The sequence below is a fragment of the Sphingopyxis sp. A083 genome (assembly GCF_001468495.1).
GTDB lineage: Bacteria > Pseudomonadota > Alphaproteobacteria > Sphingomonadales > Sphingomonadaceae > Sphingopyxis > Sphingopyxis terrae.
The window spans coordinates 29,934-54,254 of sequence record NZ_LNSK01000001.1 but is presented as its reverse complement, the minus strand read 5'-3'; the positions used below and the strand labels follow the sequence as shown (position 1 = coordinate 54,254).

At 67.5% G+C, this 24,321-nt stretch carries 20 protein-coding genes; 11 read left to right on the top strand and 9 right to left on the bottom strand.

The window, feature by feature from the left end; all coding sequences use genetic code 11:
- Positions 1-94: 94 nt before the first annotated feature.
- Positions 95-1,114, bottom strand: a complete 1,020-nt coding sequence (locus ATE59_RS00235; RefSeq protein ID WP_058810802.1) for a DUF2804 domain-containing protein — start codon at positions 1,112-1,114, stop codon at positions 95-97.
- Between the two features lie 102 nt (positions 1,115-1,216).
- Between ATE59_RS00235 and ATE59_RS00230 the strand changes: the two genes are divergently transcribed.
- The 4 genes from ATE59_RS00230 to ATE59_RS00215 all read left to right on the top strand — a co-directional run bounded on the left by ATE59_RS00230 (position 1,217) and on the right by ATE59_RS00215 (position 8,852).
- Positions 1,217-1,597 carry an OsmC family protein gene (locus ATE59_RS00230; RefSeq protein WP_058811254.1) on the top strand — a complete coding sequence of 127 codons (381 nt, stop codon included), beginning with the start codon at positions 1,217-1,219 and terminating at the stop codon, positions 1,595-1,597.
- Positions 1,598-1,693: 96 nt separating this feature from the next.
- Positions 1,694-3,094 (top strand): PAS domain-containing protein, encoded by a 1,401-nt coding sequence (locus tag ATE59_RS00225; protein ID WP_058810801.1) that lies wholly within the window; start codon positions 1,694-1,696, stop codon positions 3,092-3,094.
- Positions 3,095-3,259: 165 nt separating this feature from the next.
- Positions 3,260-7,957, top strand: coding sequence for an NAD-glutamate dehydrogenase (locus ATE59_RS00220; RefSeq protein WP_058810800.1), 4,698 nt, complete (start codon positions 3,260-3,262; stop codon positions 7,955-7,957).
- Positions 7,958-8,000: 43 nt separating this feature from the next.
- Positions 8,001-8,852, top strand: coding sequence for an ATP-grasp domain-containing protein (locus ATE59_RS00215; protein WP_058810799.1), 852 nt, complete (start codon positions 8,001-8,003; stop codon positions 8,850-8,852).
- On the opposite strand, the gene ATE59_RS00210 is transcribed toward ATE59_RS00215, so the two are convergent.
- The 7 genes from ATE59_RS00210 to ATE59_RS00180 all read right to left on the bottom strand — a co-directional run bounded on the left by ATE59_RS00210 (position 8,837) and on the right by ATE59_RS00180 (position 16,551).
- Positions 8,837-9,085: a ribbon-helix-helix domain-containing protein gene (locus tag ATE59_RS00210; RefSeq protein ID WP_040589494.1), complete on the bottom strand. Its 249-nt coding sequence runs from the start codon at positions 9,083-9,085 to the stop codon at positions 8,837-8,839. The genes ATE59_RS00215 and ATE59_RS00210 overlap by 16 nt on opposite strands.
- Before the next feature lie 212 nt (positions 9,086-9,297).
- Positions 9,298-10,020, bottom strand: coding sequence for an acetoacetyl-CoA reductase (phbB, locus tag ATE59_RS00205; RefSeq protein ID WP_058810798.1), 723 nt, complete (start codon positions 10,018-10,020; stop codon positions 9,298-9,300).
- 106 nt (positions 10,021-10,126) lie between these two features.
- On the bottom strand, positions 10,127-11,719 hold the full coding sequence (locus ATE59_RS00200; RefSeq protein WP_058810797.1) for a DUF1963 domain-containing protein: 1,593 nt from the start codon (positions 11,717-11,719) through the stop codon (positions 10,127-10,129).
- Between the two features lie 96 nt (positions 11,720-11,815).
- Positions 11,816-12,814 carry a ferrochelatase gene (gene hemH / locus ATE59_RS00195; protein ID WP_058810796.1) on the bottom strand — a complete coding sequence of 333 codons (999 nt, stop codon included), beginning with the start codon at positions 12,812-12,814 and terminating at the stop codon, positions 11,816-11,818.
- Entirely contained in the window at positions 12,811-15,099 is a 2,289-nt protein-coding gene (locus ATE59_RS00190) for a xanthine dehydrogenase family protein molybdopterin-binding subunit (RefSeq protein ID WP_058810795.1), read from the bottom strand. Before ATE59_RS00190 ends, hemH begins: the two co-directional genes overlap by 4 nt.
- A gap of 52 nt (positions 15,100-15,151) precedes the next feature.
- Entirely contained in the window at positions 15,152-15,574 is a 423-nt protein-coding gene (locus ATE59_RS00185; RefSeq protein ID WP_058810794.1) for a CoA-binding protein, read from the bottom strand.
- A complete protein-coding gene (locus ATE59_RS00180) occupies positions 15,574-16,551 on the bottom strand; it encodes an Mrp/NBP35 family ATP-binding protein (RefSeq protein WP_058810793.1) in 978 nt (325 codons plus the stop codon). The genes ATE59_RS00185 and ATE59_RS00180 overlap by 1 nt, the downstream gene beginning before the upstream one ends.
- 92 nt (positions 16,552-16,643) lie before the next feature.
- Here ATE59_RS00180 and hflK point away from each other — a divergent pair, with 92 nt between their 5' ends.
- The 5 genes from hflK to ATE59_RS00155 all read left to right on the top strand — a co-directional run bounded on the left by hflK (position 16,644) and on the right by ATE59_RS00155 (position 22,405).
- The gene (hflK, locus tag ATE59_RS00175) at positions 16,644-17,804 is read left to right on the top strand and encodes a protease modulator HflK (protein WP_082657239.1); all 1,161 of its coding nucleotides are present in this window, start codon (positions 16,644-16,646) and stop codon (positions 17,802-17,804) included.
- Positions 17,804-18,655, top strand: a complete 852-nt coding sequence (gene hflC / locus ATE59_RS00170; RefSeq protein ID WP_003042000.1) for a protease modulator HflC — start codon at positions 17,804-17,806, stop codon at positions 18,653-18,655. Before hflK ends, hflC begins: the two co-directional genes overlap by 1 nt.
- 127 nt (positions 18,656-18,782) lie before the next feature.
- On the top strand, positions 18,783-20,282 hold the full coding sequence (locus ATE59_RS00165) for a Do family serine endopeptidase (protein WP_058811252.1): 1,500 nt from the start codon (positions 18,783-18,785) through the stop codon (positions 20,280-20,282).
- Positions 20,283-20,402: 120 nt separating this feature from the next.
- Positions 20,403-20,771, top strand: coding sequence for a VOC family protein (locus ATE59_RS00160; RefSeq protein WP_058810792.1), 369 nt, complete (start codon positions 20,403-20,405; stop codon positions 20,769-20,771).
- A 125-nt stretch (positions 20,772-20,896) separates the two neighbouring features.
- On the top strand, positions 20,897-22,405 hold the full coding sequence (locus ATE59_RS00155) for a serine hydrolase domain-containing protein (protein WP_058810791.1): 1,509 nt from the start codon (positions 20,897-20,899) through the stop codon (positions 22,403-22,405).
- On the opposite strand, the gene ATE59_RS17685 is transcribed toward ATE59_RS00155, so the two are convergent.
- Positions 22,402-22,563: a hypothetical protein gene (locus ATE59_RS17685; protein WP_156000993.1), complete on the bottom strand. Its 162-nt coding sequence runs from the start codon at positions 22,561-22,563 to the stop codon at positions 22,402-22,404. The genes ATE59_RS00155 and ATE59_RS17685 overlap by 4 nt on opposite strands.
- Positions 22,564-22,666: 103 nt before the next feature.
- On the opposite strand from ATE59_RS17685, the gene ATE59_RS00150 reads away from it, so the two are divergent.
- Entirely contained in the window at positions 22,667-23,584 is a 918-nt protein-coding gene (locus tag ATE59_RS00150) for a LysR substrate-binding domain-containing protein (RefSeq protein ID WP_058810790.1), read from the top strand.
- Positions 23,581-24,318: a tRNA (guanosine(37)-N1)-methyltransferase TrmD gene (gene trmD / locus ATE59_RS00145; protein WP_003041989.1), complete on the top strand. Its 738-nt coding sequence runs from the start codon at positions 23,581-23,583 to the stop codon at positions 24,316-24,318. The genes ATE59_RS00150 and trmD overlap by 4 nt, the downstream gene beginning before the upstream one ends.
- Positions 24,319-24,321: the final 3 nt, after the last annotated feature.

Genomic DNA, 24,321 nt, shown 5'->3' with positions numbered 1-24,321 from the left:
ACCCCGGATGTCTCCCCCGATGGACCGCGATACTCTCGCATTCGGGGATAGGGCGCAAGGGTGTGCATCGCTGTGCGCGGGCGCACAGGAGCAGCTACCAGCGGTTGCGCACTTCTTCGGCAAAGCCCGTGAGCCCGGCAATGTCGAGCGCGCTGCCGTCGTCGAGGATGATGCGCCCCGAAAAGCGGCCGAAAACCTGATCCTGCACCGTCCTGAACAGGCCGAGGTTGGTGCTGTGGTGGCGATTGACGATCGGGTCCATCGTCATTTCGAACCGTCCGTCGTTGCTCGTGAAGCGCCACGGCCCTGCGTCGGGTCCGCCCGCCGGCATATGAAAGGCGATGCGGTCGAGCTTGTGCGCGGTGCCGTCGACGAACACCATATTCTCGGATGCCGCCGCCGTGTCGCCGAAGCCATAGCCGATGTTGAAACCGATGCGGCGTCCGTCCGCCATTCCCGAGGCCGATCCCCAATACCAGACATTGTCGTAGGTCCAGACGCCGCGCCCCCAGTCGAGCACGCCAAAGGCGCGGTCGGGGCTGAAGCGATGGAGGGTGTTCCCCACCCGAATCTCGCCCTCGGCGGCGAGGCAGTTGATCTTCTGATTATAATAGAAGGCCCTTGGCGCCTCCGAGAAAGGTGTGGCGATCACCATGCGGTCCATCGGCGGCTGCGCGAGCCATAATTCGCCCGAGAGCCCCTGTCCGCCGCCGAAATGCGGGGCCTCGACCGTCAGGCGCCGGCCGCCCGGTTCGTGCCGGAAGCGCAGCAGCATGCCGCCGCGGCGCTGTTCGATATCGCCCGCATCGGCGCTTTCGGGCAACCGCATGCGGCCCATCGGCCAAGGGATCACCGCGCCATCGTTGATCGCGGTGCCAGCCGCCAGATCCATCCACGACACGCCGAGGAAGCCCAGATAGCCATTGTCCGCGACGGTCAGCGCGATGCCGAAGGCGTCAGTCAGGATGCAATAATAGTCCCATTCCTTGATCCGCAGCTTGCCCGCCGCGATTCGCGCGCGGTCGTAGCGGCGCACCTCGGCGGTCGCCCAGCCGCGTTCGGCGAGCTGCCCGCGCGCGTCGAGCAGCGGTCCCGCTCCCATTTTTGTCTGCATCCTCGCCTCCCTGCGGGGCCGTCTATGCCAGCCGCGCACGGTGGCTGGCAACGGGCGGCGCATCTGATAGGCTGCGCGCGACGCAGGATGCAGGAGGATGGCATGGCGCAGGGCAGCGCGCGAATCGGCAAGGACCGCTATCGCACCGAGATCGATGTCGGCGGCCATGCGCTGATCGCCGACGAGCCGCCCGCGCTCGGCGGCGGCGGGGTTGGCCCGGCGCCCTACGATCTGCTGCTCGCGAGCCTGGGCGCCTGCACCGCGATCACGCTGCGCATGTATGCCGACCGCAAGGGCTGGCCGCTCGAATCGGTCGAGGTCGGCCTGCGCCTGTCGGGGCGCGACGAGAAGCGGATCGACCGCACGCTGGCGATCGTCGGGCTCGACGACGAACAGCGCGCGCGCATGGCCGACATCGCCGAGCGTACGCCGGTCACGCTGACGCTGAAGGCCGGGTTGCCGATCGCCACCACGCTCGCCTGACGGCGCGGCGCGCGGCGGCTGCGGAGCGCATCGTTTACGCCACTTTTACCACTGTCGGTGCATGACATCCCCGATGTTTGCGACTGGGGACGAATGATGGACAGCATGCGCGGACTGCTTTCGGGCAGCCACGATCAGGACGATGGCGCGATCGATGCGCCGCCGGCTGTCGGTGTCGACGAACGGCGGATGCAGGTGCGCGCTTATAATCATTGGGCGTCGCTGCTTGCCGACCGCGCCTATCCGTCGGTCGAGGATCTCGACCTCGACGGCGCCGACTTCGGCCCCAATGCGGTGCTGCTCGACTTTACCGCGGGTATCGAAAATCCGGGCATCTCCTATCTCGGCGAACGGTTGCGCGAAGAATCGCAGATCGACGAGGATGTCCATTATATCAGCCAGATTCCGGGGCGGTCGCTGCTGTCGCGGCTGACCGACCATTATCTCCAGATCATCGCCAACCGCGCGCCGATCGGCTTCGAGGCCGAGTTCGTCAACGATCGCGGCGCGACGATCATGTACCGCGGCATCCTGCTGCCCTTCTCGACCGACGACGACACCATCGATTTCATCATGGGCGTCATCAACTGGAAGGAAGCGGTCGCCGCCGACGAGGCCGAAGAGCTGCAACTGTCGGTCGAGCAGGCGCTGCGCAGCGCTGCGCCGCTGACCGCACCGGTGCCGGTGTGGGCCGATGGCCCCGATTCGGAGCATATCGACGACGAAGTGGCGCCGGGTTTCGCCGCGCTTGGCGACGCCGAGCCCGAAACGGTTGCGTTCGGCGACGCCATGCTGCTGACCGAGCGGTTCGACGATCCCGCGGTACCGGTTTCCGAAAGCGACGAAGCCGCCGACGAGACTGCCGACGACGGCGCGGCCGGGCCGGGCGACGATGCCGAGCTGGCCGACTGGCTGGCCCTGGCGCGCGAGACCGCCGAACGCGCGATGGCGGCCGACAGCCGCAGCCGCAGCGCGCTCTATCAGGCGGTCGGCAAGGCGTGGGATTTCGCCCTCGCCGCCGAAGCGCAGCCCGACGCCTTTGCCGAATTGCTCGAGGATGCGGGGCTGCAGGCGCAGGAGCGTGCGCCGATGACGCCAGTCGTCAAGCTGGTGTTCGGCGCCTCCTACGACAAGACGCGCCTCGCCGAATATGCCTGCGTACTCGGCCATGCGAAGGACGCGGGGCTGGAGCGCGGGTCGCTTCCTGCCTATCTCGACCGCTATCCGGGCGGGCTCAAGGGTCTGGTCAAGGATGTGCGCGCGCGCCGCAAGCCCGCGGGCGATGCAGCGGCGAAGGTCGATGAGCAACTGGCGGCGCTGCGCACCGCGCACCCGGCGCTGATCCTGGAACATGATGCGGGCGATGCCGAATTCGTGGTGCTGATTGCGCGCGCGATGCCCGGCGGACATATCGGCATCGTCGCCAAGGCGGCCGACGATCCGGCGCTCGTTGCGAAGCTGGCGAAGAAGGCAATCGCGATCACCCCGGCCGATTGACCCGCATAGCGTAACAGACAATCCAAAAGTTGAAATAATTTTGCGCGGCATGCGCGGGGGGTCTTGAGCCTTTCGCGGCGCGGGCGCATAGGGAGCCGTAGCGCAAGGCGCCGCCGTCCCCCCGGCGGATGCTCGCTTCAACTTGGTCCGGGATGCTGCAACCCTATGCCTGAAAAATCGACTGAAGACACCGCAGCCGGCACGTCGTCGGCGGCGCAAGTTCCTGCGAAATTCGCCAAGGCCTATCAGGCCGCCTTGCAGGGCAGCGCGCTGCCCGGCGAGAGCGACGACCTCGATGCCAAGGCGCTCGCCGAAGCGGGCGAATTCGCCGCGCGCGCGTCGCTCGACCGCGCGCCGGGCCAACCGTCGTTCCTGCTCGAACCGGTGGCGGCCGACGGCACCGACCGCCGGATGCGCCTGGTCGTCGTCAACGACGACATGCCCTTCCTCGTCGATTCGACCTCGCAGATCGCGGGCGCACAGGGCCTTGCCGTGCACCGCATTCTCCACCCGGTGGTGTCGGTCGAGCGCGACGCGAAAAATCATCTGACCGCGGTCGACGCCGGCAAGGACGGCGCGCGCGAGTCGGTCATCTATATGGAACTCGAACGCGGCGACGCGCGCGCCCGGCGCCGTCTGCTCGATGCGCTCGAAGCCTCGCTCGCCGATGTGCGCGCCGCGGTCGCCGACTGGAAGGCGATGCGCGCCGCGATGCTCGCCGATTCGACGATGCGCGCCGACGGCGATGGCGCCGAGCTGCTGCGCTGGTTCGAAAGCGGCGCGATGACGCAGCTTGGCCACGAATGGCGCACGCGCGACGGCAAGCGCCACGACCCGCTGGGTATCTGTGCCGCGGGGACGAGCGAAATCCTGTCCGAAACCGCACTCGAAGCGGCCTTCGCCTGGTTCGAAAAGGGTCGCACGGCGCCGCTGCTCATCAAGTCGAACCGCCTGTCGTCGGTGCATCGCCGCGTGCTGCTCGACTTGGTCGTCGTTCCCGAGATGAAGGGCAAGACGGTCGAGCGCCTGTCGATCCACGCGGGCCTTTGGACCAGCGCCGCGCTGTCGACGCCGCCCGCCAAGGTGCCCGTGCTGCGCGCGCAACTCGAGGCGCTGATGGCCAAATTCGGTTTCGATCCCGGCGGCCACGCGGGCAAGGCGCTCGCGCATGCGCTGACCGCGCTGCCCCACGACCTGCTGATCGCGTTCGACGCCGAATCGCTCGAGGAGCTGGTGCTCACCTCGATGTCGATTACCGATCGCCCGCGCCCGAAGCTGGTGATGATACGCAGCCCGCTCGGCCGCCATCTCTTCACCTTCGTCTGGCTGCCGCGCGACGAGGTGTCGACGGGACGCCGGCTGGCGATCGAATCGCTGTTGGTGCGCGAGGCCAAGGCGGGTGTCATCGGCTGGACGATGGCGCTCGAAGACGGCGGCGCTGCCTTGCTGCGCTACACGCTCGACCTGCGCGGCGGCGGCATCGTCCCCGATACTGACGCGCTGAATGCGCAGCTGGAGCAGATGGTGCGCGGCTGGCAGCCCGAGGTCGAGGGCGCGCTGGCGCGCCGCGGCGATCCGGGCCGCGCCGCGGCGCTCGCGGCGCGGTTCGCATCGCTGTTTCCGGCCAATTACCGCAATCTCTATAATCCCGAAGAGGCGGCGCGCGATATATTGCGTCTCCGCGACCTTGATGCCGACCGCCCGCGCAATGTGCGGCTGGCGAAAAAGAGCCTCGACGGCGACGACCGGCTGCGGCTGAAAGTCTATAGCGCGGCCGGACCGCTCGCGCTGTCGGACGTGGTTCCGGCGCTCGAACATTTCGGATTCGAGGTGCTCGAGGAAATCCCGACCGAGTTGCACGTCCATGGCGGCGGTGAGGGCGATGCCGAGGCAACCTTCATCCACGATTTCTCGCTGCGCCTGCCCGCCAATGTCGACGAAACCGCGCTGATGCCGCATGTCGAGACGATCGAAGGCGCGATTGCTGCGGTGCTCGATGGCAAGGCCGAAAACGACGCCTTCAACCAGCTCGTGCTGGTGACGCAGACCGATCCGCAGGCGATTGTGTGGCTGCGCGCCTGGTTCCGCTACATGCGCCAGGGCGGATCGAGCTATGGCATGGATACGGTGGTGGCGGCGCTGCGCGGCGCCCCGGCGCTGACCGCCGCGCTGGTCGATCGCTTCCGTGCGCTCCACGACCCCAAGGCAAAGGATGCCGCGCGCGCCGAAGCGCTTGCCGCCGAAATCCAGACCGGCTTTGCGGCGATCCAGTCGATCGACGACGACCGCATCCTGCGCCTGTTCCATGCGGTGATCGGCGCGACGCTGCGTACCAACGCCTTTGCGCCCGCCGCCGCCGAGGCGCTGGCGTTCAAGATCGATTCGAGTCTGGTTCCGGGCCTGCCCAAGCCGCTGCCTTGGCGCGAGGTGTGGGTGTACAGCCCGCGCGTCGAGGGCATCCATCTGCGCGCCGGCCCGGTCGCGCGCGGCGGCCTGCGCTGGTCCGACCGGCGCGACGACTTCCGTACCGAAATTCTGGGGCTGATGAAGGCGCAGCGCGTCAAGAACGCCGTCATCGTCCCGACCGGCGCGAAGGGCGGCTTCTATCCCAAGCAGTTGCCGAGCCCGGCCGAGGATCGCGACGCCTGGTTCGCCGAAGGCACCGAATGCTATCGCATCTTCATCAGGTCGCTGTTGTCGATCACCGACAATATCGTCGGCGGCAAGGTGGTGCACCCCAAGGGCGTCGTGATCCGCGATGGCGAAGACCCCTATTTCGTGGTCGCCGCCGACAAGGGCACCGCGACCTTCTCCGACGTCGCCAACGGTCTTGCGATGGAGCGCGACTTCTGGCTCGGCGATGCGTTCGCGAGCGGCGGGTCGAAAGGCTATGACCATAAGGCGATGGGCATCACCGCCAAGGGCGCGTGGGTTTCGGTCCAGCGTCACTTCGCCGAAATGGGCATCGACGTGCAGACCGACACGATCCGTGTCGTCGGTTGCGGCGACATGTCGGGCGACGTGTTCGGCAACGGCATGCTGCTGTCCAAGGCGATCAGGCTGTGCGCGGCCTTCGACCATCGCCACATCTTCCTCGATCCCGACCCCGATCCGGCCAAGAGCTGGAAAGAACGCGACCGCATGTTCAAACTGCCGCGGTCGAGCTGGGACGATTATGACAAGAAGCTGATCTCGAAGGGCGGCGGCGTTTTCGCGCGCAGCCAGAAGAGCATCCCGCTGACCCCCGAGGTGCAGGCGCTACTGGGCCTGTCGGTTGCCGAAATCGACCCCGCCGGGCTGATCTCCGCTATTCTGCGCGCGCCCGCCGATCTGCTGTGGTTTGGCGGCATCGGCACTTATGTGAAGGCCGCGAGCCAGAACAATGCCGAGGTCGGCGATCCCGCCAATGACGCGCTGCGCGTCGATGCCGAGGATCTGCGCGTCCGCGCGGTGGGTGAGGGCGCCAATCTGGGCGTCACGCAGGCCGCACGTATCGCCTTTGCGGCGAAGGGCGGGCGCATCAACACCGACTTCATCGACAACAGCGCCGGCGTCGACTGTTCGGATAATGAGGTCAACATCAAGATCGCGCTCAACCGCGAGATGGCCGAAGGCCGGCTGAGCCAGGACGATCGCGACGCGCTGCTCGTCCGCATGACCGACGATGTCGCGGCGCTGGTGCTCGAGGACAACCGGCTGCAGGCACTCGCGCTGTCGATCGCCGAAAAGGGCGGCGCCGCCGCGGTGCCGTCGCTGGTGCGGATCATGGAGACGTTCGAGGCATCGGGCCGGCTCGACCGCAAGGTCGAAGGGCTGGCGGCGAACGACGAGCTGCTGCGCCGCTCGGCCGAAGGGGGCGGGCTGACGCGGCCCGAACTCGCCGTGCTGCTGTCGACTGCGAAACTGGCGCTGCAGGATGCGATCGAAGCGAGCGCGCTGCCCGACGATCCCGCTCTGGCGAGCGATCTTGCCGCGGCCTTCCCGGCCGAGATGCAGCACGATTTCGCCGGCGCGATCGCCGATCACCAGCTGCGCCGCGAGATCATTGCGACCAAGCTTGCGAACCGCATCGTCAACCGCATGGGCATCGTCCACCCGCTCGAACTGGTCGAAGAAGAGGGCTGCTCGCTCGGTGAGGTCGCGGCGGCATTCGTCGCCGTCGAACGCTTGCTGGATATGAAGGGGCTGTGGGCTTCGCTCGACAGCGCAGGGATCAACGAATCCATCCGCTTGTCGCTGTTCAGCCAGGCCGCCTCGGCGATGGCATCGCAGATGGCCGACCTGCTCCGCGTCAGCCCCGGCCTGGCGCAGCCGGGCGCGCTCGTTGCGCGGCTCGAACCCGGCGTCGACCGCCTGACCGCGACCGTCGACACGCTGCTCAGCGCGTCAGTGCGGCGTCAGTGGGACGCGCTGGCGCAGCAGCTGCTCGATGCCGGCGCGCCCGAGGCGCTGACCGCGGCGGTCGTCCGCTTGTTCAAGACCGACGGCGCGATCGGAATCGTCGACCTTGCCGAACGTCGCGGCGACGACGAGGTCGGGGTGACGCGGGCCTTCACCCATCTGGGCGACGCGCTCGGGCTCGACTGGGCGCAGACGCTGGCGGCGCACATGAGCCCCGCCGATCCATGGGAACGCCTGCTCGTCAACAGCCTGGCGCGCGATTTCCAGCAGATGCGGCTGAGCTTCCTCGCGGGGTTGCCCAAGGGCGATCTCGATACCGGGGTCAGCAAATGGCTGGAAGCGAACGCACCGCGCGTCGCGCAATTCCGCACGACGGTCGACCGCGCGCGCACCATCCCCAATCCCAATGGCGCGATGCTGTCGCACATTGCGGGGCAGGCGCGCGGGCTGCTCGGCCGGTAACAGGTCTGACCCTCCCCTTCGGGGGAGGGCTTCAGGAGGCTCTATGCCGTTCCAACCGCGCGTCGCGATCCTCGTCCCGGCACCCGATTATGAGGAAAATTGGCGGCCCGCCTTCGCGCGCAAGGCGGCGGCGCTGGCGGCGGCCGGGCTTGCGGTCGAGCAGCGCGTCTGGACCGACCCCGGCGACCTGACGGGGTTCGACCTGATCCTGCCGCTGTTCGCCTGGGGCTACCAGCGCGACGTTGCCGTCTGGTATGCGCTGCTCGACCGGCTCGCGGGACTGCCCGTCGTCAATCCGGTGCCGGTGCTGCGCTGGAACAGCGACAAGGCCTATCTTGCCGAACTTGGCGCGAAGGGCGTTGCGGTGGTGCCGACGGTTGAGGTCGCGGCGCTGGACGACGCATCGCTGGCGCAGGCGCGCGCGGCGCTCGGCGTGGAAGAGGTGGTGGTGAAGCCCGCCGTTTCGGGCGGTGCCGACGGTACGCACCGTGTCGCGCCCGGCGCGCCGATCCCCACCGATGCGCTGGGGCAGCGCCGCCTTGTCCAGCCGCTGATGCCCGGCATCCTCGCCGACGGGGAATATTCGCTCTTCTTTTTCGGCGGCGCCTTCAGCCACGCGATCGTCAAGCGCCCGGCTTCGGGCGATTTCCGCGTCCAGGAACAGTTCGGCGGGCGCGAGACGGGATGGGACGCGAGCGCGGCGGCGCGCCGGCTCGCCGCCGCCGCGCTGGCCGCCGCTCCCGCGCCGCCCATCTATGCGCGCGTCGACATGGTCGGCGACGCGGCGGGCGTGCTGCACATCATGGAACTCGAACTGATCGAGCCATCGCTGTTCCTGCATCATGCGGCCGACAAGGGCGCGGCCTTCGGTCGGGCGATTTACGCCGCCGTCTGATCAGCACTGCGCGCGTGCCACAACCATTGGCGGATGGCCGAGGTCAGGTTGGGCGGATCGGCGGCCTCCATCCGTTCGACGTCGATCCGCGCGACGAGCGCATTGACCGGCAGGCCGCGCTGCGCCGCCGCGGCTTCGAGCGCGTCCCAGAATAGCGGTTCGAGGCTGATCGACGTCGGGTGCCCGGCAATCGTCACCGAGCGTTTGACGGGGGGGTGGAGAGGGGCAGCCATGCATCCTGTCTGCCGTTCGTATCGCGCGAAGTCGAGGGATTGTCGAACCGGCGCCGCGCCTGGCGGCGACGGCAAAGCCGTCGCCGTGACGTCAGACGGGCTCGGCGATCTTTCGGATCGCCGCCCCGCTCGCCGAGCCGGGCCGTGGCTTCGCCACCGGTTGCCAGCTCGTCGTTCGCTTTGCGAACGCCTTCACTGGCGCCCTCGGCCCGTCAATACATATGCTGGCCGCCGTTGATCGACATCGTCGATCCGGTGACGAAGCCCGCATCCTCGCTGCACAGAAAGGCGACCCCGCGGGCGATTTCTTCGGCGTGGCCGAGGCGCCCCACCGGGATTTTCGCGACGATCTTTTCAAGCACGGGGGCGGGAACGGCGGCGACCATGTCGGTGTCGATATAGCCCGGCGCGATCGCGTTGACGGTCACGCCCTTCTTGGCGCCTTCCTGCGCCAGCGCCTTGGTAAAGCCGTGGATGCCCGATTTGGCCGCGGCATAGTTGACCTGACCATATTGGCCCGCCTGGCCGTTGATCGAGCCGATGTTGACGATACGGCCCCAGCCGCGTTCGACCATGCCGCCGAAGGTGGCCTTGGCCATGTTGAAACAGCCGCCCAGATTGATGCGCATGACGTCGTTCCAGTCGTCGAAGGTCATGCGCGCCAGCGTGCCGTCGCGGGTGATCCCGGCGTTGTTGACGACGATGTCGATCGGGCCGAGGTCTGCGGCGACCTGTGCACAGCCGTCGAGGCAGGCCTGATGGTCGCCGACGTCCCAGCGATAGGCGGGGATGCCGGTGCGGTCGGTGAAGGCGCGCGCCTTTTCGTCATTGCCCGCATAATTGGCGGCGACGCGGACGCCCATATCCTTCAGCGCCAGCGAAATGGCCTCGCCGATGCCGCGGCTGCCGCCGGTGACGATTGCTACGCGTGTCATGAAATCGCTCTCCCACACAATCTTGCTTCGTTTTTGATTAGGGCGCGCGCGAAGCGGCCGCAAGTTGACCGGAACGTCAATCGCGCGGCTTTGCGGGGAAAGTTTTTCAGTTTCCGGTCAGTGCCTTCAGCGCCGTAAAATTTCCGACGGCGAGATCGGCCTTGCGGATCGCGAGGATCAGGCTGGCGCCCTGCGCGGGCGCGATGCCGGTCAGGGCGCTCGCGGGCAATTCGACGAGCATCGCGTCGCGCTCCTCGTCGAAGCCGGGTGCATAGTGGCGCGGCTGCCCGCCCACGAGAGGCGCTTCGGCGGCGGCGAGTGCGGCCCAGACGGGCTCGAACAGCGCGCGGGCCGGGGCCGAAAGCGAATCGGGGTCGGCACACCAGCGATGACGCGCGTGATCAAAGAGCAGCGCGCGATAGTCGCTGACCCACAGATCGGCATCCGGATGGTGGCGCGTCAGCGGCAAAGTGATGGTTTCGGTACGGTCTTCGCCGCTTTCGGGGTCGCTTTCGACCACCACCCGCGACCAGTGGATCGCGTGCAGCGCGGTCATCACCGCGGTCGCGTCGGAGGCCGAAAAGCCGTCCTGCCCCGCGCTTTCGTCGATGATCGCCAATATCTCGCGCGCGCGCTCGGCCGCGTCGCGGTTGGTTGCCGCGGCATCGGCCAGCGCCTCGGTCAGTTCGTCGCTTGCGTCGGGCGGCGGCGGCGTACCGGTTTCGAGTGCAGGAAGCCGGGAGGCGAGCAGCGCCGCCAGCGCGGTCATCGTCGGCCAGTCGAACGGATGAAAGGCCGGGTCGGCAAGATCATAGCCCGTGGCCGCGAAAAAGGCGTCGGCGGCGTCCGCTTCGGCCGGCGTGCCGGGCGCATCGGGGCCGCGGACGTCGACCGCCCATTCGGGAAAGGCCCGCACCGCGAGGCGGTGCAGCGCATCATCATCGAGCCCGGCGGGACGGAAATAGGCGCGGCCGACGGGCTTGGGCGCCGCGCGTGGCGGTCCCACCTCGGGCAAATGGAGCGCCGTCGCCGCGCCCGTTTCGGGATGGACGAAAAAGGCGAGCGCCCCGGTGCGCGGCCCCAACCCGTCCCAGAGTCCGGCAGGCAGGTCGGCGCAGGCGATCTGCGCGATGAAGTCGGCATCGGTACCATCGATCCGCGGCCAGGGCATTGCGTCCGGCAGGCGCGGGCGTCCGCCGACCCAGTTGCGCGTCAGTATCGCGTCGCGCGGCGGGATTTGCGCGACCAGTCGCGCCTGGCCGACAGGCACGGCGTGACCGGATATGGGATTGTCCGCGATGGGCGACGGCTCCGGTGCGGCATGGGCCTGCGCCTCGACCGCCTGAACCTGCGCCGCAAGCATCGCCTCGATCGGTTCGGGCGGCAGAGGGTCTAGTGGCGATTCGGCTTCGGCGACTATCGGAGCCACCTCGGTCGGCGGTTCGTCTTCGGGCAACGGATCATAGACCGGCTGGGCGCGCAGCCGCGCGAGGCGCGCGGGCGCGATTTCGACCGGCTCGATTTCGGGTTCGGCGCGGCGCGACAGCCGTGGCATGCGGATTTCGCGCGGCATTTTGGGGCTCTTGGGCAGCGTAACCAGCGGGCGGGGGCGGCGTATCCACCAGACGATGGCGACGGCGAGCAGAAAGGCCAGGGTCAGGCCGGCAAGCGTCATGGCTGCCCGGTCGAGTTCGCTCATCGCATGTCTCCGCGCGGGTGCCGGCGCAACATGCCGGAAGCCGCTGGAAACAGAGCTTAAGGCGCAGAGTTAAACAGGAGGTAAGCGCCCGCTATTTCAATGCCATCCGGCGAGTTCGCGCCGCACCAGCGCCTCGAGCATCGCCATCCCCGGCGGGGTGTCGTTGAGGCAGCCAAGATAGGCGAAGTCGCGCCCACCCGCCGCCTCGAACTGTTCCTTGCCGCGGATCGCGAGCTCTTCGAGCGTTTCGAGGCAATCGGCCGAAAAACCCGGCGCGAAAATCGCCACGCGGCGCCCCTCGCGGCCGAGCCGTTCGAGCAGCGCGTCGGTCGCGGGTTCGAGCCACTTGGCGCGTCCGAAACGCGACTGGAAGGCAATCTCGACCGGCCGCCCGATCGCTTCGGACAGCAGCCGCGCGCTCTTCACGCACTGGCAATGATAAGGGTCGCCCAGATGCAGCGTCCGTTCGGGCATGCCGTGAAAACTGGCGACGAGCGTATCGGGCGCGAAATCGAGCGCGGCGACCCCCGCCTCGACCGACGCGGCAAGCGCCGCGATATAAGCGGGATCGTCGTGATAGGGGGGCAGGAAACGCAGCGTGGGTTGCCAGCGCAGGCGCGCAAGATGCGCGCCGACCGCATCGACCACCGTTGCCGTCGTCGCGGCGCAATATTGCGGATAGAGCGGCGCAATCAGGATGCGGCGGCACCCTTCGCCGACAAGCTCGTCGATCGCGCCGCCTATTGCCGGAGCGCCATAGCGCATCGCCCAGGACACGCGGACATCGTCGCCGAGCGCCGCCTGCAACGCTCCGGCCTGGCGCCGGGTGATCGCGGCGAGCGGCGAGCCTTCGTCGGTCCAAACCTGTGCATAGGCGTGGGCCGATTTTTTCGGTCGCGTGTTGAGGATGATGCCGCGCAGGATCGGCTGCCACAGCAGCGACGGGATTTCGACGACGCGCCGGTCGGACAGGAACTCGCGCAGATAGCGGCGTACCGGCCCGGGTTCGGGCGCGTCGGGGGTGCCGAGGTTGACGAGCAGCACGCCGATGCGCGGCGCGGGCACCGCGGGATGGGAAGGGGGGCGTTCGATCATAGCGGATCGGGCGATAGCGGAATGCGGCGGATTCGGCGACCGGTTGCGGCGAACATTGCATTGGCGATCGCCGGCGCAACGACGGGCACGCCGATTTCGCCGACGCCGCCGGGATCGCGGTCGCTGTCGATGAATTCGACGACGATCTGCGGCACTTGCGACAGGCGAGGCAGGCCAAGCTGGCCGAGCTTGCGCGCGGTCGCGACGCCGCCGTCATAATCGGTCGTCGCGCCGACCGCGGCGGCGAGACCGAAGATCAGCCCGCCTTCGATCTGCTGGCGTGCGATCGCCGGATTGACGAGCCGCCCGGCGTCGACGACGGCGACGATCTGTTCGACCTGCAGCCCCCGGTCGCTGGGCCGCGCGGTAGCGACGAGCGCGATGTGGCTGCCGCGCATCGAATGGCAGGCAAGCCCCTGTGCCGTGCCCGACAGGCCCCCCTCCCATCCCGCAAGGCTGGTCGCGGTGAGCAGGCAGCGGGCGAGCAGCGGCGCCTGTCCAAGCATCGCCATCCGGTACGAGAGTGCGTCCGATCCGGCGCGCACCGCCATTTCGTCGATGAAACATTCGGTGAAGAAGGCGGTGTAGCTGTCGGCGTTGCCGCGCCAGCGCGCGGTCGGCAGGCCGATGTCGGCGGGGCAATGATCGACCGCGAAATGGCGGAAATTATAGGGTCCGCCCGCGCCCTCGACCGCTGCGGCGTCGGGCGTTCCCGCCGCCTCGCGCTGCGCGACGTCGGCCGGGGTTCCGTCGAACAGGCGAGCGCGGAATTCATGGTTGGTCGATGGCACCGCGATCCGCGCGACAAGCGCGTCGATCCCGCCCGCGGCGTCGAGCGTCGCATAGATTTTGGCGCGCGCCGGCGCGCGCGGAATGTCGCGCATGATTTCCTCGGCGCGCGACCAGGCGAGCTGCACCGGGCGCTTGATCTGCGTCGCGATGATCGCCGCCTGCACCGCGACGCTGTGATCGAGGCAGGCGTCGAACGATCCGCCTGCCATCATCGGGAACAGCGTCACCTTGCCCGGCGGCAATCCGACGGCCCGCGCGACCGCTTCGCGGCACTGTGCGGGCGCCTGCGTCGCGACCCACAGGCGCAGCCGTTCACCGTCCGGGGCGGCGGTTGCGGTGCGCGTCTCGATCGGCGCATGAAGCGCGGGCGCGACGGCATAATGCGCCGAAACCTTGGTGCGCCCCTCCATCGCCTCGGCGACATCGCCCTTTTTGGCGATTCGATAGCCGTCGGCTTTCAGTGCGGCCTTCAGCGCCTTGTCGATGCCGGCGCTGGAAATCGGCGGACCGGCGGTTTCGAACTGCGGTGCAAAGCGATCGAGCGCGCGATTCGCGGCCCACCAGTTGCGCGCGACGGTCGCGATCCACCGGTCGTGCAGCACGATGTCGAGCAGGCCGGGCGACGCCATCCCCGCCTTGCGGTCGATGCTCTTGAGCCGGGTGGCGCCGAACGGTCCCTGGCGTATCGCGGCGAAGACCATGTCGGGAAGGCGGATGTCGCCGGCGAAATTGGCCGAGCCGTCGACCTTTGCCGGCAGGTCGAGACGCGTCAGTTCCTTGCCGTAGAGCGGGTCATTGTTGTTGGCGCGATAGACGGGTTCGGCGGGCGGATCGAGGGTTGCGGCCACCGCCGCGACGTCGCCGAAGCGCAGCTTGCGGTTCTTCCAGGTGACGAAGCCGTCCTGCGTGTCGCAATCCTGCCAATCGGCGTCCCACCGCTTGGCCGCGGCCATCATCAGCAGCGTGCGGGCCTGCGCCGCGGCGTCGCGGCACGGCCCCTCGAACATGCGGACTGACGAGCTGTTGGCAGTCAGCATCACCGCATGGCGCACCGCCCATTCGCGTCGGACCCAGCTACGCACGTCGGCGACGACATCGGGCACCAGCGCGCGCGGCATGAAGGTGGCGCTATCCTCGTCGACGAGCAGTGTGTTGGTATAGAGCGGGCTGATCGGCGCGGTTTCGACGGCGATGGTGCGCCAGTCGGCGCCGAGCTCGTCGGCAATGATCTGCGGCAGCAGCGTAGTGATGCCCTGCCCCATTTCGCATTGCGGCACGACGACGGCGATATGCCCGTCGTCGCCGATCTTCAGAAAGGCGTTGAAGATATGTTCGTCGGGCGCAGCGGTCAGATTGGGTGCATAATGACGCGGCCAAAACGACCAGGCCAGCGCAAGGCCGCCCGCCGCGGTGGCGCCGACGAGCAGCGACCGGCGGCTGACATGCGGCAGGCGCGATTTCTTGGTCCCCACTTTGTCCCGAATGCCGGTCATGCCCGCTGCTGATAATCGCGGCGAGTCGGCGACGCAAAGCCTTTCGTAAGCGCTAGCGCAGCAGGCCCAGCCGCGGAATCTCGATCTTGGGGCAGCGGTCCATGACGACGGCCAGTCCGGCCTTTTCGGCGCGGCGCGCGGCGGCTTCGTCGATGACGCCGAGTTGCATCCACACCGCTTTCGCGCCGTGGACGATCGCATCGTCGACGGCGGCGCCCGCGTCGGCGCTGTTGCGGAAGATGTCGACGATCTCGGCCGCCGGCTCGACATCGGCGAGCGTCGCGACCACCGGTGCGCCGTGGATCGTCTTGCCGGCATGGCCGGGATTGACCGCAATCACGTCATGCCCCTGCGCGGCCAGGAAGGCGAGAACGCCGTTCGAGGGGCGTGCGGGGTTGGGCGAGGCGCCGACGACGGCAATACGGCGCGGCCGTTCGAGCAGGGCGCGAATTTCAGCCTCGTCGTTGATCGCCATCATATGCCCTTTCGCGCCGCTAGCCACGCCGCGACCTTCGCGGCTATCGCGTGGAACGGCTCGCCCAGCGGATCGGTTCCAGCGGCGGGCGGGACGCCGCCGTCGCTCGCGAGGCGGATGCCCATCGACAGTGGTACGCGGCCGAGAAAATCGAGCTCCATCTCCTTCGCCGCCGCCTCGGCGCCGCCGCTTCCGAACGGGTCGCTGACCTCACCGCAATGCGGGCAGGCATAGCCGGCCATATTCTCGACGACGCCGATGATCGGCACCTCGGCCTGCTCGAACAGCGACACGGCGCGCGCCGCGTCCATCAGCGCCAGATCCTGCGGCGTCGAGACGACGACCGCGCCGGTGGGCTTGTGCTTCTGGATCATCGTGAGCTGGACGTCGCCGGTGCCGGGGGGCAGGTCGACGAGGAGCGTGTCGATATCGCCCCAGCTTGCGTCGATCAGCTGTTCGAGCGCGCGGCCGGCCATCGGGCCGCGCCAGGCGATGGCCTGACCCGGGGCGGCGATCTGGCCGGTCGACAGCATCGGAACGCCATAGGCGCTCTGCACCGGCGAGAGCTTGGATCCGCGCGCTTCGGGCTTCACGCCCTCGCTGTCCATCAGGCGCGGCTGCGACGGACCGTAGATGTCAGCATCGACCAGTCCGACCTTCACACCGGCGCGGCGCAGCGCGACGGCAAGATTGGCGGCGAGCGTCGATTTGCCGACTCCGCCCTTGCCACTGCCCACTGCGATGATCGTCATCGCTTGGCGCTCGGCGGTCATGGCGACGCGGACGCTGGCGACGCCGGGACGGGCGAGCAGGCCGGCGCGGAGCTTTTCCTCGAGCGGCTTGCGGTCGTCTTCGGCGAGCCCGGTGACGTCGAGCACAATCGCGAGGGTGCCCTGATCGTCGAGATAACGGAGCCCCGACGTGCGGCCGCCGGTCAGGTCGGTGGCGAGGCTGGCGAGGATGGCGATGTCGGTCATGTCCGCGGCAGATAGGGATAAGCGGGGCGATTGCCACCCATTTTCGCCTGGCCCCCCTGTTAATCGCGCGCGCCGCCCCTATAAAAGCATTCATGAGCAACAAAAGTGATGGCAGCATGGGAGGCCGCGCCCCGCAGGGAGTGCGGCAATTTTTCCATCAGATTGCGCTGATGGCGAACAGTCCGTGGGGCAATGGCCCGAAGGATAACGGCGATGGCGATGACCGGTCGGGTCCGCGCAATCCCTGGGTGACGCCCGATCCCGTAGACGGACTGCGCGGGCGCAAGCCGCGCGGCCCCTCCGCACTCGACGAACTTCTGCGCAAGGGACGCGGCGGCTTCGGCGGCGGCGGTTCGGGTGGGGGCGGCGGCAATTTGCAGATGCCCGAATCGGCGCGGCTGTGGAAATGGGGCGTTGGTGCGCTCGTTGCGGTGTGGTTCCTCTTTTCCTCCTTCCACATCGTGCCGCCCGAAAAGGAAGGCGTCGTCACCCGGCTCGGAAGCTATTCGCGCACCGTCGGCCCCGGCGTGAAATTCACCTGGCCGGCGCCGATCGAGCGCATCCGCATGGAAGACGTGCGCGCGATCCGCACGATGCAGGTCGGCTCGCCCAATGCGAGCGACGAGAATTTCGTGCTCACCCGCGACCAGAGCATCGTCGATCTGGCCTATGAAGTGCGCTGGTCGATCCGCGACCCCGAACTCTATATCTTCCAGCTCGCCGATCCCGACGGCACAATCCGCGAGGTCGCCGAAAGCGCGATGCGCGCGACGGTCGCCAATTTCGACCTGGTGCAGGCGATCGGTCCCGGCCGCGTCGAGATCGAGACGCAGGTTCAGCAGCGCATGCAGGCCCTGCTCGATCAATATCGCGCCGGCGTGACAATCCAGGGCATCGCGATCCGCCAGGCCGATCCGCCGAAGCAGGTCGACGAGGCGTTCAAGGAAGTGACGGCGGCGCGGCAGGAACGCGAATCGTCGATCAACCTGGCACGCGCCTATGAACAACAGGTGCTCGAACGCGCACGCGGTGACACCTCGGCGTTCGACAAGATTTACGAACAATATAAGCTGGCACCGGGCGTGACCCGCAAGCGGCTATATTATGAAACGATGGAGAATGTTTTGTCGAACGTCGACAAGACGATTGTCGAGGCGCGCGGCGTCACCCCCTATCTGCCGCTGAGCGAAGTCCAGCGGCGCGCGCGCGCGGCGTCCGACGCCGCGTCCGATGCGGCGAAGGGAGGCCAGTGATGTTCGAATCGATCACCCGCCACCCGATGCGGCTGCTCGTCGGCCTCGTCGCCATTCTCGTCATCCTGTCCCAGACGCTGGCGATCGTTCCCGAAGACAAGCAGGCGCTGATCCTGCGCTTCGGCGAAATCGAGCGCACGGTGAATCGCTACAAGCCGAACGAGGAATTCGGCCGGTCGGGTGCGGGCCTTGTCCTGCGCGTGCCGTTCACCGATGGGATCCAATATATCGATAAGCGCATCCTGGGCATCAACATGGAGCGCCAGCAGGTGCTGTCGACCGACCAGCAACGGCTGCAGGTCGATGCCTTCGCACGCTTCCGCATCACCAACCCGGTGCGCATGTACACCGCGATCCGGACCGAGGATAAATTGCAGCAGCAGCTTGCGACGATCCTCGGCTCGTCGCTGCGCAACGAACTGGGCAAGCGGACCTTCGCGACCCTGCTCTCGCCCGAACGCGGTGCGGTGATGGACAATATCCAGGTCGCGCTCAATCGCGAGGCGCACAAATATGGCGCCGAGATCATCGACGTGCGGATCAAGCGCGCCGACCTCCCCGAAGGCGCGACGCTGCAGGCGGCCTATGACCGCATGCGCACCGCGCGCCAGCAGGAAGCGATCGCGATCCGCGCCGAAGGGCAGAAGGAAGCACAGATCATTCGCGGTAACGCCGATGGCGAAGCCGCGCGCATCTATGCCGCCAGCTTTGGCAAGGATCCCGAATTCTACGATTTCTATCGCGCCATGCAGAGCTATCGTCAGACATTCCTGGGTGAGAATAACAAGGGCGGAACGTCGATCATCATGTCGCCTGACAATGAATATCTGAAGCGCTTCAGCGGCGGATAGGGGCCGGACGGCGGATGAACCGGACGTGCAGTCGCCGTTCATGTTCAATTGCCGTTCAGCCGCACGGCCCCAAATGAAGCCTGCCGGGGTCCTTGGGTTTTTTCGCAAGAGAGAAGGATTTGCGATCGTGCGTTATGTTTATGGCATCACTTCGGCTTTGCTGGTGGGTGGCACAGCGCTCGCGCTCGTCACCCAGTCGCCCGTTATCGCGCAGGTCGCGCAGAACGAGCGCAGCGAAATCGCGAAGGCGGTTCCGCGCGCCGGCGCGCCAGAAAGCTTCGCCGACCTGGTCGAGCAGCTGCAGCCCGCAGTGGTCAACATCTCGACCAAGCAGGAAGTCACGCTGGGCGTCCGGCTCGATCCGTTCGCGGGAACGCGCGAACCGGTCACGCAGGAACAGCAGGGCGGCGGTTCGGGCTTTCTGATCTCGGACGACGGCTATATCGTCACCAACAACCATGTCGTCACCGGCGGCCCGCGCGGCGAACAGGTGAACCAGGTCACGGTGACGCTGACCAACGGCAAGGAATTTCAGGCCAAGATCGTCGGCCGCGACGTCGCCTCCGACCTCGCGCTGCTCAAGATCGACGCGACCGGCATGCCGTTCGTGAAATTCGGCGACAGCGGCAAGGCGCGCGTCGGCGACTGGGTGGTCGCGATCGGCAACCCGCTCGGCCTCGGCTCGACCGTCACCGCTGGCATCATCTCGGCGGTGCAGCGCAATATCGGCAACGGCGGTGCCTATGACCGCTACATCCAGACCGACACGGCGATCAATCGCGGCAACTCGGGCGGTCCGCTGTTCGACCTGCACGGCAATGTCGTCGGCATCAACAACATGCTGATCTCGCCCGTCGGCGCGAACATCGGCGTCAATTTCGCCATCCCGGCCGATGCGGCGATCCCGGTGATCAACGCGCTGCGCGCCGGCGAGCGCGTCGAGCGCGGCTATCTGGGCATCGGCATTGCGCCGGTCGGCGAGGATATGGCGGCGGCGCTCGGCCTGCCCAAGGATCGCGGCGAATTTGTCCAGCGCGTCGAGGATGACGGTGCCGCGGCGAAGGCGGGGATCAAGCGCGGCGACGTCGTGACCAAGGTCAACGGCAAGGATGTGACGCCGCAGCAGACGCTGTCCTACATCGTCGCGAACACCAAGCCGGGGACGCGTATCCCGATCGAGGTCGTGCGTGACGGCAAGACGATGACGCTCAACGCCGTCGTCGGAACGCGTCCGCCCGAAGACCAGCTCGCGGGCAATGATTTCGACCCCGAAGACGATCAGGCGACGCCGGATGACAATAGCGGCAGCGTTTCCGACAAGGCGGTCCAGGACAATCTGGGCCTGGCGGTGCAGACGCTGACCCCCGACATCGCGCGCGCCGTCGGCGTCGATGCCTCGACCAAGGGCCTCGTCATCGGCGCCGCGTCGAGCAACAGCGATGCCGGCCGCAAGGGCCTGCGCCGCGGCGACGTGATCCTCAGCGTCAACCGCACCCCGGTCACAACGAGCGAGGGCTTGGCCAAGGCGGTGGCGGAAGCGAAGAAGGCTGGCCGCGACGCGGTGCTGATGGAAATTCTCCGCCGCGGCGGTCCCTCGGCGTTCATCGCGATCCGTATCAAGCCGTAATCGCGCGGCATCTTCAGCGTTTCAAAGGGGCGCCCGGATATGGACCGGGCGCCCTTTTCTTTGCTTGCCGCCCGCATCGTTCCTGATATGTTCTTGCTTCAACGAATCGGGAGACGACCAATGATCGGATATGTGACGCTCGGCACCAACGACCTTGCCAAGGCGGCGGCCTTTTACGACGCGATCGCCGCCGAACTGGGCGTGCCGCGGATGATGGAATTCGACAATTTCATCGCCTGGGGCAAGGAAGGCGGCGGCGCGGGCATCGGCCTCACCAAGCCGTTCGACGGCAACGTCGCGACCGTCGGCAATGGCGTGATGGTGGCGCTGGAGGCCAGCGACACCGATCAGGTCCAGCGCCTCTATGATATTGCGCTGGCGCATGGCGGCAGCGACGAAGGCGCCCCCGGTCCGCGCGGCGAAGGCTTTTACGCGGGCTATTTTCGCGATCCCGACGGCAACAAGCTCAACGCCTTCGTCATGGGGTGACGACGCGTTGGCGGCGCGTACGGGCGTTGCACCCATAGCCAGTCCTAACGGCCGGCCGCGGCGGATTGCCGTCGTCCCGGCCGGCTGTTAGCCTGCGGCGCTCGTCCGTTTGCGAAAGGATCGTCATGCGTTGGAAATCGGCCGTTGGTGTCGCGGTGATGCTCGGCTGTGCGTCGCCTGCGATCGCGCAGGAAAGCGCGGGGCAGAGCGTCGATGAGGTCGCGCCTCAGATCGACGCGCTCTTTGCCCGCTATCAGGCCGATCAGCATATCCCGGGCCTCGTCTATGGCATCGTGCAGGACGGCAAGCTCGTCTATCTGAAGGGGCGCGGGGTCCAGGATGTGACGACCGGAACGCCGGTCGACGGCGATACGCTGTTCCGGATCGCCTCGATGACCAAGGCCTTCACCGCGCTGGCAGTGCTCAACCTGCGCGACCAGGGCAAGCTGCGGCTCGACGATCTGGCCGAAGATTATGTCCCCGAAATGAAGCACTGGACCTATCCCACCGCGGACAGTCCGCGCATCCGCGTGCGCGATTTGCTCCACCATGTCGCGGGGTTCGTCACCGACGATCCGTGGGGCGACCGCCAGCAGATATTGTCGCAGGATGATTTCACGAAGATGCTGGCCGCCGGCGTCCCGTTCACACAGGTGCCGCAGAGCCGGTTCGAATATTCGAACTTCGGCTATGCCCTGCTCGGCCGCATCGTCGCCAATGCATCGGGAATGCCCTATGCCGACTATGTCCGCATCACGATCCTCCGCCCGCTTGGGATGGATGCGAGGGGCTATGACGTGACGCGCGCGCCGCGCGCGCATTATGCGCGCGGCTACCGCTGGGAAGGCGAGGCGTGGGTGCCCGAACCCGAAATGGCCGACGGTGCTTTCAACAGCATGGGCGGGCTGCAGGTCAGCGCGAGGGATTATGCCAAATGGGTCGCCTTTCTGCTGTCGGCCTGGCCGCCACGCGACGACGCCGACGCGGGGCCGATCCGGCGCGCGACGGTGCGCGAGATCGCGCAGGGCCTGAACTTCGTCTCGCTGGCGACGCGCGCCGGCGCGAGTGGCGAGACGGCGTGCAAGCAGGCCGCGGCCTATGGCATGGGCTGGCGTGTTGCGCAGGACTGCGACCTCGGGCTCACCCTGTCGCACGGCGGTGGCTATCCGGGCTATGGCAGCCATGTGATGCTGATGCCCGACTTCGGCGCCGGCGTCTTTGCACTGTCGAACCGCACCTATGCCGGGCCGTCGGCGCCCGCCTGGGAAACGGCGGTGGCGATGGAGAGGGCGGGATTGCTCAAAGACCGGCCAGTGCCGGTGACGCCCGATATGGTCGCGATTATCGCGGTGGCGCGCGCCGTCTATGACGCGGGCGACCTGACGCCGATGCAGGACCGGTTGGCGATGAACTTCCTGATGGACCGCTCGGCGGCGCTATGGGCGAAGGATCTGGCGGCGCTGAAAGATCAGCTGGGCGCATGTCCGACCGCCGAGCCGCCGGTCGCGCGCGGCGCGCTGGGGGCGGTGTTCCGGCTCAATTGCGAACACGGCAGGCTCGACGGTCAGATTCTGCTGGCCCCGACGCGTCCGCTGACGGTTCAGGCCCTGCGCCTCCGGTCGGCACGCGATTAGCTCGCGGGGCGAACCGGAGCCGCTTTGGCCGCGCCGCGCGGGCGCCGGGCGAAAAGCGGCTTCAAGGCAGCACCGAGCTGCGCGAAGCCGCGGTCGAGGTCGGCGCTGAAGCGCGCATGATCGGCGTTCCAGCTCCGCATCCAGATTTCATCCATCATCGTCTGTCTCCATCGGTTGCGATAGGGTGCAGATGCGCCTTCGCTGGCGCCTTCGCCAATTAAAGCTTTGCACCGAGGTATAAGCTTGCCTTATACTCTGGCGATGCCGAAGCTGCCGCCCCTCGCTGCCGTCCGCGCTTTCGAATCGGCTGCAAGGCTGGAAAATTTCTCGCGCGCCGCCGAGGAACTGGGGATGACGCAGGCGGCGGTCAGCTATCAGGTCCGCCAATTGGAAGACAGGCTCGGCCGCGCGCTGTTCGTGCGTGAGAAAGGGCGCGTGCGGTTGTCGGAGACCGGGCAACGCGTGTTTCCCGCGATCCGCGCCGCCTTTGCCGCAATGCACGATGCCTTCGCTGCACTTGGCAGCGACGAAACCGACGTGCTGACGATCAGCGCCGTGACGAGCTTCGGCGGCGCGTGGCTGAGCGCGCGTATCGGCCGCTTCCAGCTCGCGTACCCCGACCTTGCCGTGCGCATGTCGATGAGCAACGATCTGGTCGACTTCGACGCGTCGAACGTCGATGTTGCGATCCGCCTTGGAATGGGGCCGTGGCCCGGCCTGCGCAGCGACTTTCTGATGCGCCAGACGCTGGCACCGCTCGCCGCACCATCGTTCATCGCCGAGCATGCGATCCGCGAACCCGCCGATCTGCTGCGCGTCCAGCGGCTCGCCCCGAACGACAGCTGGTGGGCCGACTGGTTCGTCGCCGCGGGGGTCGCGACTCCGCTGGCGCCATCGCGCCTCGGCATCGAACTCGACAGCCAGTTGCAGGAGGCGAGCGCGGTGCAGGCGGGCTTCGGGGTCGCGATGATGACCCCGCTGTTCTGGCAGGCCGACCTTGCCAGCGGCCGGATGGTCCAGCCCTTCGATACGCTCTATGCCGCCGATGCCGGCCTGTGGCTCGTCCACCGCGAAAATCGCGTCGGGGTGCGCAAGATCGAGCGCTTCCGCGAATGGCTGCACGCCGAATTGAAGAAGGATCGCCACCTGCTGCCCGAGGCGCTATGGCAGCCGTCATGACCTTCACCGCCGTCCCGCTCACGCTCTATCCCGACATGTTCCCCGGTCCGCTGGGGCACAGCATGGCGGGACGTGCGCTCGAAAGCGGGACATGGGCGTGCGCGCCCGTCCAGATCCGCGATTTTGCCACCGACCGGCACCGCACCGTCGACGATACGCCCGCGGGCGGCGGCGCCGGCATGGTGCTGAAGGCCGATGTCCTCGGCGCTGCGATCGATCATGCGACGGCGGCGCATCCGGGGTTGCCGCTGCTCGCCATGACCCCGCGCGGTGCGCCGGTCACGCAGAAGCGCGTGCGCGACCTTGCCGCGGGTCCGGGGGCGATCATCCTGTGCGGCCGGTTCGAGGGTTTCGACGAACGCATCTTCGACGCACGGCCGATCGAGCAGCTTTCGATGGGCGACATCGTGCTTTCGGGCGGCGAGATGGGGGCGCTAATGCTGCTCGACGCTTGCATTCGGCTGCTTCCCGGCGTAATGGGCGCGGCTTCAAGCGGCGACGACGAATCGTTCGAGAACGGTTTGCTCGAATATCCGCACTATACCCGGCCCGTCACATGGGAAGGGCGCACGATCCCCGAAGTGCTGCGATCGGGGGATCATGCGAAGATCGCCGCCTGGCGGAAACAACAGGCGCAAGATCATACACGGTTACGCAGGCCGGACCTTTGGGAGCGTCATGAGGACGCTCGGGCCCGACCTGCCTCTGGCGCGCGGCAAAAGAAGAAGGACTAGAGG

Excerpts from the sequence above, each read along its gene's own strand:
- ATE59_RS00235 (WP_058810802.1), bottom strand. The coding sequence starts at position 1,114 with ATGCAGACAAAAATGGGAGCGGGACCGCTGCTCGACGCGCGCGGGCAG.
- ATE59_RS00230 (WP_058811254.1), top strand. The coding sequence starts at position 1,217 with ATGGCGCAGGGCAGCGCGCGAATCGGCAAGGACCGCTATCGCACCGAG.
- ATE59_RS00225 (WP_058810801.1), top strand. The coding sequence starts at position 1,694 with ATGGACAGCATGCGCGGACTGCTTTCGGGCAGCCACGATCAGGACGAT.
- ATE59_RS00220 (WP_058810800.1), top strand. The coding sequence starts at position 3,260 with ATGCCTGAAAAATCGACTGAAGACACCGCAGCCGGCACGTCGTCGGCG.
- ATE59_RS00215 (WP_058810799.1), top strand. The coding sequence starts at position 8,001 with ATGCCGTTCCAACCGCGCGTCGCGATCCTCGTCCCGGCACCCGATTAT.
- ATE59_RS00210 (WP_040589494.1), bottom strand. The coding sequence starts at position 9,085 with ATGGCTGCCCCTCTCCACCCCCCCGTCAAACGCTCGGTGACGATTGCC.
- phbB (WP_058810798.1), bottom strand. The coding sequence starts at position 10,020 with ATGACACGCGTAGCAATCGTCACCGGCGGCAGCCGCGGCATCGGCGAG.
- ATE59_RS00200 (WP_058810797.1), bottom strand. The coding sequence starts at position 11,719 with ATGAGCGAACTCGACCGGGCAGCCATGACGCTTGCCGGCCTGACCCTG.
- hemH (WP_058810796.1), bottom strand. The coding sequence starts at position 12,814 with ATGATCGAACGCCCCCCTTCCCATCCCGCGGTGCCCGCGCCGCGCATC.
- ATE59_RS00190 (WP_058810795.1), bottom strand. The coding sequence starts at position 15,099 with ATGACCGGCATTCGGGACAAAGTGGGGACCAAGAAATCGCGCCTGCCG.
- ATE59_RS00185 (WP_058810794.1), bottom strand. The coding sequence starts at position 15,574 with ATGGCGATCAACGACGAGGCTGAAATTCGCGCCCTGCTCGAACGGCCG.
- ATE59_RS00180 (WP_058810793.1), bottom strand. The coding sequence starts at position 16,551 with ATGACCGACATCGCCATCCTCGCCAGCCTCGCCACCGACCTGACCGGC.
- hflK (WP_082657239.1), top strand. The coding sequence starts at position 16,644 with ATGAGCAACAAAAGTGATGGCAGCATGGGAGGCCGCGCCCCGCAGGGA.
- hflC (WP_003042000.1), top strand. The coding sequence starts at position 17,804 with ATGTTCGAATCGATCACCCGCCACCCGATGCGGCTGCTCGTCGGCCTC.
- ATE59_RS00160 (WP_058810792.1), top strand. The coding sequence starts at position 20,403 with ATGATCGGATATGTGACGCTCGGCACCAACGACCTTGCCAAGGCGGCG.
- ATE59_RS00155 (WP_058810791.1), top strand. The coding sequence starts at position 20,897 with ATGCGTTGGAAATCGGCCGTTGGTGTCGCGGTGATGCTCGGCTGTGCG.
- ATE59_RS17685 (WP_156000993.1), bottom strand. The coding sequence starts at position 22,563 with ATGATGGATGAAATCTGGATGCGGAGCTGGAACGCCGATCATGCGCGC.
- ATE59_RS00150 (WP_058810790.1), top strand. The coding sequence starts at position 22,667 with ATGCCGAAGCTGCCGCCCCTCGCTGCCGTCCGCGCTTTCGAATCGGCT.
- trmD (WP_003041989.1), top strand. The coding sequence starts at position 23,581 with ATGACCTTCACCGCCGTCCCGCTCACGCTCTATCCCGACATGTTCCCC.